The organism is Ruminococcus sp. 210702-SL.1.03, from assembly GCF_020559915.1.
Classification (GTDB): domain Bacteria; phylum Bacillota; class Clostridia; order Oscillospirales; family Ruminococcaceae; genus YE71.
In genome coordinates this window covers 1-14104 of sequence record NZ_JAJCLZ010000019.1, presented here as the reverse complement: position 1 = coordinate 14104, position 14104 = coordinate 1, and the positions used below count along the sequence as shown (strand labels likewise).

Sequence of the window (14104 nt, the reverse complement as noted above, 5' to 3'; positions counted from 1 at the left end):
ATACATTGAAACGCGTATAAAGATTAACATATGTGTGCTAGAATTTTAGCTGAGTTACTATATATAAGGAATATCTCTCCAATTGTAGGAAAGTTAATTGACAGAAACAGGTGTTTTTATGGAAAGTATGAAAAATCCAGATGAAGAAGGGTCATTCTGGAGCAGATCTTTGGCGATAAGAGTCGGCACTGAGAGAAATTACCTTGACAAAAGCGCTTCTGCAGCGCTGAAAGGTGTTGCTATTTTACTCATGCTGTTCCATCATATGTATCGTAAACCCTCGATGTTTGACGAGTATAATCTGTCGTTCGCGCCGTTTGAGCAGGCAAACATGGTGGACTTTGCCATAGTATGTAAGATATGTGTGAGCATTTTTGCATTTATCTCGGGCTATGGACTGTATTTATCTTACAGTAAGTTTGACAAAGCGCATGAGAACAGCCAGGATATGTTAAAATGGTCTGCCGCGAGATATATCAAGACTATTGCAGGATTCCAGTTTGTGTATATTTTATGCCTGATATTTTGCAGTTTAATGGAGAATTGGCAGGATAGTCCTAACCCCGAGTACATTCAGCGGATATTTTTTGAGAACAACAAGCCGATATATGGGCGTTTTCTCATGCTGATCGACTTTCTCGGGCTGGCAAATCTTTTCGGAACGCACATGCTTTGTAATGCTTGGTGGTATATGAGCGCGGCGGTAGTTTATGGGGTTTTGACTCCTTTCATCTATAAATACCAAAAGCGGCTGGGCATGGCGACGGCGCTTATCTTGGCTTTCGTGATACCGCGAGTGCTTCAAATTCGCAGCATTTGCAGTACAAACAGCATTCTTGGCTTCCTATTCATCTTCATGATCGGCATGGCTTTTGCAAAAAGCGGGGCGGCGCAGAGGTGGATATGCGGCGGGCAAATGGCTTCCATCCCTGCGAAGATATGCAAATTTGTGGGCGAAATTTGGCTGATACACATTCTAAACAAGCTGTACGTCGCGATGCCAGAGAAAAAGTTTTGGGAGATACAGTGGGCGCTGCTGCCGACGGTCGTGATACTTTTCTTGTGTGAATTTGTGGTTTGGCTGCCAATTGTAAGGAGCATATTGAGCTTCATTGGCAGGCACGCCACAAACATATTTTTGATACATCTGTTTATCAAAACTATTTATTTCAAAAGTTTTATATATGACCATGAAAATTTTCTGACAGGATGGGCGCTGCTGCTTGTTATCTCACTGGGAGTATCTGTGATCATCGAGGGGATCAAGCGCATTATTCGGTTTGACAGTGGCGTAAAGTGGATTTACAGTAAGATTTTGTGCATAGGAGATAGTGCTGAAAAAAATGAAATGAAAAATGAGAAAACGAGAGAAACAGAGAAATTCAAAGAGAAACAGAGCGTATGAGGGATATATTTTGATTTTTTGGCGTGAGTGACTTGACAATTTCTAAATTCGTGGTATAATATACAAGTATCAAAAAGTCTGAAATATTCAGAAGAGTTAGGAAAGCGAGGAAAAATCTATGTCTACTTATATGCCTAAAGCTAGCGACATCGAGCGCAAGTGGTATATTATCGACGCTGAGGGTCAGTCCCTCGGTCGTGTAGCGGCTAAGGCTGCACACATTCTCAGAGGTAAGCACAAGCCTACCTACGCACCCCACGCTGATTGCGGCGACCACGTTATCATCATCAATTCGGACAAGGCTGTTCTCACCGGCAACAAGCTCACTCAGAAGACTTACAAGTGGCACACCGGCTGGATAGGCGGTCTGAAAGAGATCCAGTATTCCAAGCTGATGGCTGAGGAATCTGACAGAGCTATGACCATTGCTGTGACCGGCATGCTCCCCAACAACACGCTCGGCAGAAAAGCTGCTACCCGCCTGAGAGTTTACAAGGGCGCAGAGCACGACAATGCCGCTCAGAAGCCTGAGAAATACGAGCTTTAATCAACGAAAGGAGCAGATTTAAATGTACGAATCCAAGAATCCGTTTTATTACGGCACAGGCAGAAGAAAGCACTCCGTTGCCAGAGTTCGCGTTTATGAAGGCACCGGCAAGATCACTATAAACGGCAGAGATATTGACGATTATTTCGGTCTTGAGACCTTAAAGCTTATCGTTCGTCAGCCTTTCGCTGTTACCAACACTGAGGGCAAGTTCGACATCGTTTGCACCGTTACTGGCGGCGGCGTTACCGGACAGGCCGGCGCTATCCGTCACGGTCTTTCCCGCGCACTCCTCCAGTTCGATCCCGAGCTGAGAGCTGCACTGAAGGCTGAGGGCTACCTCACTCGTGACCCGAGAATGAAGGAGAGAAAGAAGTACGGCTTAAAGGCTGCAAGACGTGCTCCTCAGTTCTCAAAGCGTTAAAAGATTTTTTCGCAAAACGCCTATTTACGGTATTTTCGAGAATATTTTACGAAGTTGTTCAACAAATTGTTCAACTAAATACTTTGAAAGTAAACCTCTTTGTCGGGAAACCGACAGAGAGGTTTTTTGTGTTAGGTCAGTTCATCGGAAAGCTTATCATCGATCGTGTCGGCAAGACGTATCTTCTGCTTCTGGAGTACATCGGCATAGATGTTCGCTGTAACTCCTATGTCACAGTGACCGAGGTGTTCGGAGATCACTTTCAGGTCTACTCCGCTGCTCAGCAAAAGCGTAGCGTTACAATGTCTCAGCTTATGTAGCGTCATATCCTCAAACTCCGTTCCTTTGGTGAAGCGTTTAAGGGACTGATACACCGAATTACGGTCACGGTAGTTTCCTCTTGCTGATACGAACACCATTTCAGGATGAGCGAAGTCATCACCGAGGGCATATTTCAGCTTTTCGATATACTCTTTTTGTGCAAGAAGAATCTTTTTCAGCTCCTGCCCCATACCGATGATGCGGATACTGCTCTCGGTCTTAGGATCAGTCAGTTCATGCTTTCCGCCTATGTCGGTCAACGTGTGGTTTATCGAGATAGTGTTGTTCTCAAAGTCGATATCCTCCCAAGCAAGTCCAAGGCACTCTCCCGAACGCATACCCGTGTACAGCAGAACCTTGATGATACGCTTGAAGTCCTCGTCCCACGGCTTACTTTCGAGGTATTCCATGAACCTTTTGAGCTTGTCGTCCTCTAAAGCCTTGTTTTTACGACTTTTCTTACGTTTCGGCAGTATCACGTTACGGCAGGGAGTGTCACGAATGAAGCCCTGCTCTGCTCCTCTGCGGAAGATGCTCTGCACTATGACGTACAGTTTCTTTACCGTCGCAGGGTTCAAGTTATAAGACTGCATTATCTGCGTCAGCCTGGGAGCGTTGATGTCCTTTACCTTAACATTACCGAGAACAGGCTCGATGTGGTTCTTGTACTGCCCCTTGTAGGTATAGATCGTGCTTTCTTTCAGTTCCTGCGGAGCGTAGTTTGTGAAATACCAATCTGCAAGCTCGGAAAAACGCATATTTTCGTTCAGCTGAGAGTAACCTTTGCAGTGTCTCTCGAACTCGAAAGCGTACTCCTGGGCGAGTTTTTCGGCTTTCTTTGGTGTCACTCCGTCAGGTGGAGTGTAGGTCGTTGATTTTACAAGCTGTTTGCCGTTCATATCGCAGCCGACAAACACCCTGATGCGGAATGTGTTTCCGCGTTTTGTTATATTCGCCAATGTAAATCCTCCTAAATTTACACTACGGCATATCTCTGTATTTAGCATTGTAGCGCACTATTCTATCTTTGTCAAGTGCTTTCGGAGATATGCCGTAGCTTTTTGTCTTTTATTCTAACTCTGCATTTCTTGTTTTGTTAAACTTATACCGGGCAAAATCCTCCGCAAGTCCGCAGGCAGATATGAACGCCCTTGCTTTCTGTAGATCACGGGAGAGCTGGTCTTCACGCTTGATGCGCTGTGCTTCGGCGTTCAGCTTCTTACGGCTAAGGTAATGAGCGTTCTCCTCTTTCTTCTTGTACTCCGAAAGCTCCGAGGACACCGCTTCAAACTTCTGCATCACAGCCCCAAGCTCCTGCACGGCAGTGTCACGTTCTTTTTTGAGCTTTTTGATGTTCTTCTCCATAGCAACATACTTCTTTGCCGTGTCGCTGAGCTTGTCATAGTCCTCTTTGGAAAGTGTGACCTTTTTGCCAAACACAGACTCCTTGGCTTCAATGCCCCCGATCTCATCGAGCTTGACCTTCTTCTTTGCTGCCTTGTCAAGCTCCGCACGGGCTTCGTCCATGTGCAGGATGGCATTAAAAACGTAGAAGTTTGGATTGCGTTTTTGAAAACTCTCCATGTATTCACGCAGGCAGGCAACAGCGATCTCCGCATCGGGAGTACCTACCCCCGTATCGTCTTTCGTGCCGATCTGCACTAAGTCCTCATAAAAGCTCTTTTGCTTGTTCGCTCCCGTGATAACGCTTGCCGAGGGCGGACGGTTAAACAGGTGCTGAAAGTAGTCCGAAATCTTCCTGTCATTTCTTTTCTGACAAGCGTTATATATCTCAACCGCTTCATCGAAAAGCTGATGATAAGCATCACTCAGAGCCTGATGAACGAACACAACATTGTTCGGTGTTCTGGAGCTGTCGATATTCTTGGCAGAGAACTCTCTGTTGTTATGTGAAAGGCTGCCTTTACCCTCGCACATCGAGATAGATTTTGTACTCATGTTATAGTCTCTCTTTCATAAAATTTTTTTCATCATGTAAGCCATGACGGGCTTGAAGAATTACGCACAAGACAGAGCTTGTGCTACTAAGAACATTTACGCCCTGTCGGGCTTTGAAGAATTTCGCATAAGACGGAGCTTATGCTCCATATAGCCCTGATGGTCAAATTGGATTGCAACGATACGGAGATCGGCAGCCCAAACGGTGCGAAGCACCGGATTTTACTTGCGGCACATAGCGAAGTCTTGTGCGAGCGCCGCCGGTAACCCCAAAGCACTTTTGACAGCCGCCTACACGACTATCAAAAATGCCGGGGCTCTGCGAGGCTCTTATCGGCTGGCGGAGCAGCCGAAATTGTGGGTACGGTTATTCTGAATCGTACCCGTGAGAACTGCGGAAATCCGCATTACAATTTTGAAAAATCAGCTCTCATTTTTTCTGAAAATCTGCTATCTCAGCAACGATATTTTTCATGGAAAGCCGACCAGCTTTGTTGCAGTTTATGAACTCAAAACAAAGATACTCTGCGTAGTCCAGATGATGCAAGGAATATACAAAACGCTCGTCACATTCTTCATTGGGAGAAGCAGGAGCAAATTCTCTCCATTCACGCATCCGCCACAGATAATCATTGAGTGTTCGCCACGCTGACTTCTCCCATTCTTCATAGGCTCGTTTTTCTCGGACTCGCTTCTGATATTCGGACACTTTTTCCGCAGTCGGAGCTTTGCCGATTTCGATATGCAGAGCGTAATCATCGTTGAGCTTTTTCACAGCATCAATAGGCTTGTCCAATCCGAACATTTTCTGCGTGAAACCGATAACGTCAACGTGCGTTCCGCAGCCGAAGCAATGAAGAGCATCGGGATAAATTTTTGCAGAGGGAGTACGCTCGTTATGAAACGGGCAAAGTGCCATACCACCACGGGATATTTCAAGACCATATCCCTCCGCTACCGTTCTCATATCAATAGCAGATTTTACTTGCTCGAATACCGTCAATTCTGGAAATAGTTAAGCAGGTCAGCCTTGTTGACAAGTATCTTTCCACGAACACCTTCGCCTGTGCGGATATACTTGATCTTGTTCTGAGCTACAAGCATACGGACAGTGTGTTCGGAAAGCCCGTCAATAAGCTCGGTACATTCCTTGACGGTCAGCATCTTCACCTTTTCAGGTGCAGGAGCTTTGGTTGTTTCGGGGACTGCGCCCTCATTCGGCTCTCTGTCGTAAGCGACAGCGGTCATGAGTTCAAGTATCTGGTCGAGAAGCTGTTCTTTTCTTTCGTTTGTCATAATTAAAATCCTCATCTTTCTATCTAAGAGTTTTGTGTTTTATGAACTTTGAACATTTTGAGCATTTTGCAGTTTCAAAGTGTGCAAAATGCGGAAAGTTCAGATTTCATCATCTGTAAATGTTCGGGTTGATGATAACGTCTGTTATCGTTTTGTTGTTTGCACCCTTGCTTGTGTTGCGGACAATATACCTGTATTCCTCCAGCATATCCATTGTCTCAGCAAAGTCGGCGGCATTCTTAAATAGTGTGCATCTGCACAGCTTGTACAGGTCATTCTGCCTGATATTTGTGATGTGCTTGGAGCGTATCTTGTTTATCACACGTTCTGCCTTTATCGTTCCGTGGTCAACGTCACCGAGACTGTACGCATATATCGCCTGTTCACGGAAATACTCACCGATCTCAATAGCGTTGCAGAACGTATCAAGCGTGACACGATTCTCCGCTGGCTCAACACCATTCAAAGCACACTTGATGCAGTGAATGATACCGCACAGGCGGAGCAGTTCTCCGTGATACTTTCCGCCCCAGTCTTTGCAGAATGCCATATCCGTGAGGAGCATCGGCTCAATACGCCTGTTGTAGTAATCTACGAACTCACCGTATGTCTTTTCATCGAAATGGAGATACAGCTCCTTTTCGTCGTGATAAGCAAACTTCTTACTGAGGAGTTTGTATATCAGCTTCTTGTAATTCTCTGCAACAGTTTCGGGAACAGCCTGTGTATCGTACTTACGATGACCGATATTGCTTACGGGGAAACAATATAGAAACCTCGCTATCAGTCCGCTGCCACGAAACACAGGATTATTTATCATGCTGTCGAACATATAGGGCTGACACGCAAGACAGATGCTCATGTACGGCTTTTTGAGGGCAATGCTCTCTCTGGTGGCTCTGTCGCTGATGTAGGTTTCGCCGTTCCAAGATTTCAAGAGCAGGTCGAGGTTGGGGATATTGTTGCTGTATCTTCCGCTGAAATTGCCGAGCATTCCTGCCTCGTCCGAGATCATCAGCAGAGTGCCGTTCTCTTCCAGCCGGCTCACAAGGGATTCGGGAGTGATGTCATCAACAACGATCCTGCGGAAATTGCTCGAAGGGATATTGCTGATCTCTGTCTGGAGCTTGGCTATCTCCTCGGCGGTAACGTCTTTCTTCTTTTCAAGTGCTTCGAGCTTGCTTTCCAACAGCTTACGCTCCGCTTGTGACTTGAAAATATCCTGCTTGTTATGCTCGTTCCAGTCGTGAGCGAACTGTATATACGGTCGCTTGATAAGAGAGATAACAGGCGACTTCTTGAAGCTCGGCTCTGCCACGGTGAGGGCATCAAGCACCAAAGGCTCGGTGTGGTCACGCTTGGCTGACATACGGTACACGCCCGAAAAGCAGTAGCTCACCGCCGAGAGTATTGAAGTGCCTGCCATAGCAACATCCGTTGAAGTGGTAGTCGCTATTGCGTCTGCCATATCACCTATAATAGGTGGAAGTGCGTTCACAGGGAACGGCAGGAGGTTTGTCCCGTCGGGACGGAGTGGTGCGAGTCTTTCCCACTGGTTTTCATTGTTCAACGATCATCATCGTCCTTTCAAAAAATTGTCAGAGGAGAAATACCCCTCTATAAATAGCGTCAAAAGCCCAAAAAGTTGCACGAAAATATGCAACAAACAATGAAATATGTCCAAATTAAAAGAAAAATCATATCATTGCACAAATTTGGAGGAATAAATGTAGTGAAAATAACGGTGGAAATGGTGATGGGGGTGTTTTTTGTGGGGTGACGGTTGGGGGTGCGAATGATATGGATATTGTAGCATTTCCTTTTGGACGCTTGTGCGTGTATTGCGTATTCACGCAAACAAATACTCAAAACCATTTTATTGTACGAAGTATGTTACGCTATAATACGCATTATAATTGACGTTCTGCGTATGATATGCTATAATGGAAGAAGATACCGAAAGCGAGGAGAGCATATGGAAACTACGACAATTTACCGTATAAACGAAACAGACCGCACGATAAATATCGCACAGTCTGTTAATGATACTGATGAAAGCATACACGGTGCAGTCCTGAATACGAGGACGTTCACCTTTGATGAGTTGATGAATCAGCATAGGGTGTTCTGCGAACATACCGAGCCTTATGACGCTTTCAAGGACAGGCTCAACAGCGCCTTGCGTATTGACAAGAGCATTGAAGTCAGCACCGATGATATGATAGCAAGGTTTATAGCTGAATATGGGGAGAATATCTTTTTCAGAGGATATGTCAGCTCTGTTATTGAGTTCTATGACAAGGAGAGGCACGTCCTACTGAAACCGAATGACGTTGTTATCGCCAAGCTCAACAGGAGAAAGATACAGGACGAGGTATCCCGAAAGCTCATGGCGTATATGGATACGCAGTTCGCATTGATGTGCAGTGATGCGTATTTCAGCCATAAGTCTACTATGGAGCATTTTATGATACAGTCCGGAAGAACGGTAGTTGCTGCCGATGATTACACATTCAATGTGTTCCGTGAAAGCGACAACTGCCTGCTGACCGTCCTTGCAGAGGTTGGGCAGCTCGTTCATTATAATAAGTGGACTGTCTGCGAGTGCGGTTTCTGTCATAAGCTGTTTCTCGGAACGGAAAGAGAAGTCTGCTGTCACTCCGCCGAGTGCATCGAAGCACAGAAACAGCAGAAGGAAGCCATATACAAGGAAAACACCAAGGCATATTCAGCCGTGAAGCGTGATTATGATGCTTATGTCCGCAGATATAAGAAGGTTCTCGTTGAAGCAGGTGTTGAGAAGTATCACCCTGCCGAATTCGACGATTTTATGCAGGCAAAACAGGAGCGTATGGAAGATATAGACAAGCTCAAAAGACGCCTGATACGCAACGGTCTGCCGACTAAGGAGCTTGAAAAACTCAGTGCTAAGTATAAGGCTGAGATGAAGGCTATTGCAGAAGAGCTTGTTGAGAGGTTTGGGAGGAAGGTTTGAGCTTTGACTCCGGTGGAGTCAAAGTTGTGGATAATCACATTAACAAAATGTAATAAATTTGTTTCTGAATAAGTATTGAAACCTTTTCGGAAATATGTTATCATGTATAATATGGTGTATTATGCCCATTTGGAATAGATATACCGAAAGGTGGTAAAACAATGGCTGATAATAAGATTATTTCTATACCTGACGGAAAAATATGTGACTACGTTGACGGTAAGTTCCGTAACGATACACCCGAAGAATACGTCCGCCAGACTATTGAGAAAAGATTGATAAACGAGCATAAATACGATGCTTCACAGATAAAGATAGAATACACTCTTCAGCTCGGTTCAAGAAAGCCAAGAGCTGATATTGTTATATTCAAAAAGGATTGCACTGAACAAAAGCAGGAGAATGTGTATATAATTATTGAGTGCAAAAAGGAAACTGTTGATGCAAGAAACGCTAAAGATGGCGTTGAGCAGTTGAAGTCCTATATGTCTGCCTGCCCTAATTGCGAATGGGGAATGTGGACAAACGGCAAGCAAAAGGAAGTTTTTAAGAAATACGTTAATGATCAGGGTCAGATTGACTTCATGGATTATAACGATATTCCTTCTGCTGACGGAAACCTCGACGATATCAACCGTCCAAAGCGTACTTCTCTCAAAAACGCTTACGATGACAATCTGCTTTTTGTATTCAAAACCTGTCATAACCATATTCATGTGAATGATGGTTTGCAGAAGCAGCCTGCTTTCTTTGAGCTGTTAAAGGTTATTTTCTGTAAGATAGAAGACGAGCGTAATATCCCTAACCCTCTGGAATTCTATACAACTTCCGAGGAACGTTCCAATCCTGATGGGCAGCTTACGGTTAAGAAGCGTATTAGCAAGATTTTTGAGCGTGTTAAGAAGAAACACGGCAAGATATTTGATTCTAATGACGAAATAAAGCTGGCACCGAGAAGTCTTGCTTATATTGTAAGCGAATTGCAGAAATACAGTCTTCTCAATACCAATATTGATATTAAGGGTAAAGCCTATGAAGAAATAGTAGGTGCGAACCTGCGTGGCGATCGTGGTGAGTTCTTTACCCCTCGAAATGTCATGAAAATGACTGTTGAGATGGTTAATCCGAAGGTTGATGAAAAAGTATTGGACAGCTCTTGCGGAACGGGAGGATTTCTTGTTACTGCAATGACTCATGTTATAACTCAGCTTGAAGCTGAATTTTCTGAGCAGATCGGACTTCCGCAGAAAGATTGGGACTACGATACCAAGAAGTTGTTTCAGGATAAAAAATCCGACATGGCAGCTCACAACTATTTTGGCTTTGATATTAACCCTGATCTTGTAAAAGCCACAAAGATGAACATGGTCATGAACAATGACGGCAACAATGACGGCAGCGGTAATATATTACAGACCAACTCTCTCCTGCCTCCTCACGAATGGACTGATGAATTTCGCACTAAGCTGGCAGAAGCTCTCGGCATCAAAAAAGAAGAAATCCGTAATCACAAGACTTTAGAGTTCTTTGATGTTATAGTAACTAATCCCCCATTCGGTAGCAAAATACCCGTTAAGGATAAGAATATCCTTGAGCAGTTTGAGCTTGCTCATATCTGGGAGTGCGACAAGAAAACTAACGTTTGGACTATGACAGACCGTTTGCAGTCATCTGTTCCTCCTGAGATACTCTTTATTGAGCGCTGCACACAGCTTCTTGCTCCCGGTGGTCGTATGGGCATCGTACTGCCTGACTCTATTCTTGGTTCTCCCGGACTTGGATACATCAGAGAGTGGCTTATCCATAATCATCGTATAGTTGCAAGCATAGACCTTCACGCTGACACCTTCCAGCCGAGAAATGGCACTCAGACTTCTGTTCTGTTCCTGCAAAAGAAAACTCAGGAGCAGAAGGATAAGGAAGAAAAAAGCGGAAGTATGGCTGATTACAACATCTTCATGGCTATGGTTGAGAAAATCGGCCATGATAAGAGAGGAACACCTATCTTCAAGCGTGATAAGGAAGGCAACGAAATACTCATTCCTGAGAAGAATAATGTGTATGTGCTTGATGAAACAAGTGCAGGCGACAGAACTGTTGCTCATGAGCGCAAGACAAAGATAGAAGATGATCAGACACCTGATGTTCCTGAGATATTTGCTCAGTGGAAAAAACAGGAGGGATTATCATGGTAGACAATTTAGCCAGAAAACTTGATAATGCCCCGAAGGCTGAAATAGAAATCAGCGAAGCACCTGTAAAATGGTGTTCTGTTTCTCTTGCCGAAATGGTTGAACGTGGTAAAAGACTTGAAGCAAGTGTTTTTGATGTCGAGGCGAAACAAGCACATGATTTGGTCAAAGATAACAAATATGGATGTAGTGTATTGTTAGGTGATGAAGGTATAATTGATACCGCATATTATCCTGGTCGTTTTAAAAGAATATACTGTGATAGAGGAAACGGTGTTCCTTTTTATCTTCCTTCACAAATGACTGACATTTATCCTAAAGCAGATAAATATATTTCCAAATTAACTAAATGCGACATTGATGAACTCAAATTAAAAGAGAAAACCCTTCTGCTAACACGCTCTGGAACAATAGGTAGCATTTCATTAGTGTCAAAAACTATTTTAGGTACAGTGTTTTCTGATGATGTAATACGAGTTACCTTTAAAAATGATTATGATTTAGGTTATGCATATACCTATCTCAAATCTAAGGTAGGAAATACTATACTACAAACAAACGGATATGGTTCTGTAATAACTCATTTAGAGCCCGAGCATCTTTCAGAAACACCTATTCCAAATGCACCTATAGAAATCAGAAAAAAGATTCATAATTTGATAATGAAGTCTTATTCACTACGAGACGAATCCAATGCTCTTATTGATCAGGCACAGGCATTACTTGTAAAGGAACTCAATCTGCCGCCTATCAGCGAAATAGAGATAGATACTCTTGATAAAAGCAAAAGCGTTCAGACTTTTAATGTTAAGCTGAGCGAAATGGCAGGCAGAGCTGATGCTTCTTACCATGTGCCGATAGTTGACGCTATTGTCGATATTCTGAAAAAGAATGCAGCAGAAGTTACTACTGTGGGAGATGAAAGAATAAGCAGTGATGTCGTTCTGCCTGGTAGATTTAAACGTGTTTATGTTGAAAAGGATTATGGTGTAAAATTTATCGGTGGTAAAGAAATGCATCAATTAATTCCGACAACCGAAAAGTATCTTTCAAAAAAAGCACATAAGAAGCAATTGGAGGGTTCTTTAGGCATTAAACCATATTCTATACTAACTCCGGCAAGAGGTTCATTAGGTGATGTTGAGTTACCATGTAAGCATTTTTATAGCTGGGCTATAAGTGACAATATGATGCAAATACTTAGCAATAAAAATGTTTGCGGATACTTGTATATCTTTTTGAATTCTGAGTACGGAAAAGCTTTGATTCAACGTTTCACTTATGGTGGAGTTGTTGACGCAATCGAACCATTTCATATTCAATCGGTAGAAGTACCTATTTTACGGAATCAAGACGTTCAAAAGCAGATCAATGATCTTGCCCTGCAAGCAAATGAAAAACGTTATCAGGCTTATCTGCTTGAACAGGAAGCGTTGAAGGTGCTGGATGAGGAAGTTATTTATGCGGAGTGAGGGATGCTGAATGGCAGGATATAAAGAATGGATCGAAAATGCCAAAGTCAAAATCGACTATTTCTCAAAGCATGGATAGCTTTTAATGCGTGGTATAATGAAGAAATACATGAAAAGACGGATCAACAATGCATAGAAAAAATCTGTGACGATAGTCGTTTCAAATCATATATAACTAATCTTCTGGCAGCTGAAGATAATGAAGCAGTTTCGTTTAAAAATAACTTAGCAAAACTTCATGAAGTTCTTAATAGTTCACCAATAAAAAGCCAAGAATACTTAGGTGTAAAACAAGATATATCTTTTTCTAAAGTTCTGACCAAGAATAAAAATTCTGATCACCACTTTGAATATAGAAGTATTAAATATAAATGCAGTAAAAGCCATGGTAAACTGACAACTGTTGTTTTAAATACTAAATCAGGTGTAGAATTATTAAGATATGAACAAGACGAATGGGATATTGATGCATTAAAACAACAAACAGATTATTTCACTCTAACTCTGGAGAGAAAGACTAAATGCGCAGAATGCTATAACGAGATGATTCCGTATAAAGAATCAAGTGTTCTCAGCTCTACAGAGAATGAAAAACTCGGTACTAAAATTGGAACTTATCTATTTATAAAAGATTATGATAAAATTGCAGAAGCAATAATTAAAATTCTGTATATGCTTCGTTGCTGTTTAGCTCATGGCGATATTTCTCCGGATAGAAAAACGAGCGATGTATACAGATATGCGTATGAAGTATTGTTAACACCTTTATTAAAGCTGAAATAAGGAGCTATGATTATGCCGATTCCTCATAAATACTCCTAATGATGCATATGAAGCAGAAACAAGCTATTATTTGCATTTTCAGTTGGTTAGTGCTTTAATTTCACTTGATCATATCTATAATTGCAAATATTCTGACAGCGACTTGTTTGAAAGTAAGGCACAGTATTATCATTATTATACAGACCATTTACTATATTCTCTCGGACAGATAGCTGAACGTTTCAGAGAAAGCAATAACCCAAACAGCACAAATGACTACTTCGTAAGACGATCTGCTAATCGCATTAATTATGGATTTGATAAGAATAACTATCCTATTTTGAGCAATAAAGCATTCAGAAACACTATTGAACATATTGACGAGCATAATATCGAAGTGATAAAAAAGCATGATGCTGTTGGTGGTTTCAATACAATTGATGAGAATACTCCTGAAGAAAGGAAAGATACTCTGCGAAATAAAAGGAATAATCATACTTACACACTGGATTTATTATTAAAGCGATTGTATATCGAGAGAGAGGATACTCCTTTGACGATGAATCTTGATGATTTAAAAAATGAACTGCTTGACTTAAAGAAAAAAGTAGACAGCTTTTGGGGTTTTTAGCATTATAAGATAACGGCTGCACCCGAAGGCACAGCCGTGGTTCCAAAAAATAAACCGTGTAAACGCAATAATTGCCAAATTTTTGACAATACTAAAATTG

13 protein-coding genes are annotated in these 14104 nt (G+C 42.5%); 8 read left to right on the top strand and 5 right to left on the bottom strand.

The genetic code is table 11. The annotated features are described in order from the left end of the window. Window positions 1–118: 118 nt before the first annotated feature. The 3 genes from LI114_RS09910 to rpsI all read left to right on the top strand — a co-directional run bounded on the left by LI114_RS09910 (window position 119) and on the right by rpsI (window position 2376). On the top strand, window positions 119–1405 hold the full coding sequence (locus tag LI114_RS09910) for an acyltransferase family protein (RefSeq protein ID WP_227220534.1): 1287 nt from the start codon (window positions 119–121) through the stop codon (window positions 1403–1405). A gap of 118 nt (window positions 1406–1523) precedes the next feature. Further along, window positions 1524–1952, top strand: a complete 429-nt coding sequence (rplM, locus tag LI114_RS09905; RefSeq protein ID WP_022127232.1) for a 50S ribosomal protein L13 — start codon at window positions 1524–1526, stop codon at window positions 1950–1952. A gap of 22 nt (window positions 1953–1974) precedes the next feature. After that, entirely contained in the window at window positions 1975–2376 is a 402-nt protein-coding gene (rpsI, locus tag LI114_RS09900; RefSeq protein ID WP_022127233.1) for a 30S ribosomal protein S9, read from the top strand. A 131-nt stretch (window positions 2377–2507) separates the two neighbouring features. Here the strand turns inward: rpsI and xerC are convergent, their stop codons facing one another. From xerC to LI114_RS09875, 5 genes are all read right to left on the bottom strand, one after another. Then, entirely contained in the window at window positions 2508–3656 is a 1149-nt protein-coding gene (gene xerC, locus LI114_RS09895) for a tyrosine recombinase XerC (protein WP_227220533.1), read from the bottom strand. A 109-nt stretch (window positions 3657–3765) separates the two neighbouring features. Beyond that, complete coding sequence (locus LI114_RS09890; protein ID WP_227220532.1) at window positions 3766–4656, bottom strand: plasmid recombination protein; 891 nt, start codon at window positions 4654–4656, stop codon at window positions 3766–3768. A 430-nt stretch (window positions 4657–5086) separates the two neighbouring features. Beyond that, window positions 5087–5659 carry a CHC2 zinc finger domain-containing protein gene (locus LI114_RS09885; RefSeq protein ID WP_117904297.1) on the bottom strand — a complete coding sequence of 191 codons (573 nt, stop codon included), beginning with the start codon at window positions 5657–5659 and terminating at the stop codon, window positions 5087–5089. Then, entirely contained in the window at window positions 5656–5952 is a 297-nt protein-coding gene (locus LI114_RS09880) for a helix-turn-helix domain-containing protein (protein ID WP_181979696.1), read from the bottom strand. The genes LI114_RS09885 and LI114_RS09880 overlap by 4 nt, the downstream gene beginning before the upstream one ends. Before the next feature lie 109 nt (window positions 5953–6061). Next, window positions 6062–7522 carry a YfjI family protein gene (locus LI114_RS09875; RefSeq protein WP_227220531.1) on the bottom strand — a complete coding sequence of 487 codons (1461 nt, stop codon included), beginning with the start codon at window positions 7520–7522 and terminating at the stop codon, window positions 6062–6064. A gap of 405 nt (window positions 7523–7927) precedes the next feature. Between LI114_RS09875 and LI114_RS09870 the strand changes: the two genes are divergently transcribed. The 5 genes from LI114_RS09870 to LI114_RS09850 all read left to right on the top strand — a co-directional run bounded on the left by LI114_RS09870 (window position 7928) and on the right by LI114_RS09850 (window position 14004). Then, complete coding sequence (locus LI114_RS09870; protein ID WP_227220530.1) at window positions 7928–8947, top strand: hypothetical protein; 1020 nt, start codon at window positions 7928–7930, stop codon at window positions 8945–8947. Between the two features lie 161 nt (window positions 8948–9108). After that, complete coding sequence (locus LI114_RS09865) at window positions 9109–11142, top strand: N-6 DNA methylase (protein ID WP_227220529.1); 2034 nt, start codon at window positions 9109–9111, stop codon at window positions 11140–11142. Next, window positions 11136–12611 (top strand): restriction endonuclease subunit S, encoded by a 1476-nt coding sequence (locus tag LI114_RS09860; protein WP_227220528.1) that lies wholly within the window; start codon window positions 11136–11138, stop codon window positions 12609–12611. The genes LI114_RS09865 and LI114_RS09860 overlap by 7 nt, the downstream gene beginning before the upstream one ends. 27 nt (window positions 12612–12638) lie before the next feature. Further along, a complete protein-coding gene (locus LI114_RS09855; protein WP_227220527.1) occupies window positions 12639–13394 on the top strand; it encodes a hypothetical protein in 756 nt (251 codons plus the stop codon). Between the two features lie 142 nt (window positions 13395–13536). Next, the gene (locus LI114_RS09850; RefSeq protein WP_227220526.1) at window positions 13537–14004 is read left to right on the top strand and encodes a hypothetical protein; all 468 of its coding nucleotides are present in this window, start codon (window positions 13537–13539) and stop codon (window positions 14002–14004) included. Window positions 14005–14104 lie beyond the last annotated feature (100 nt).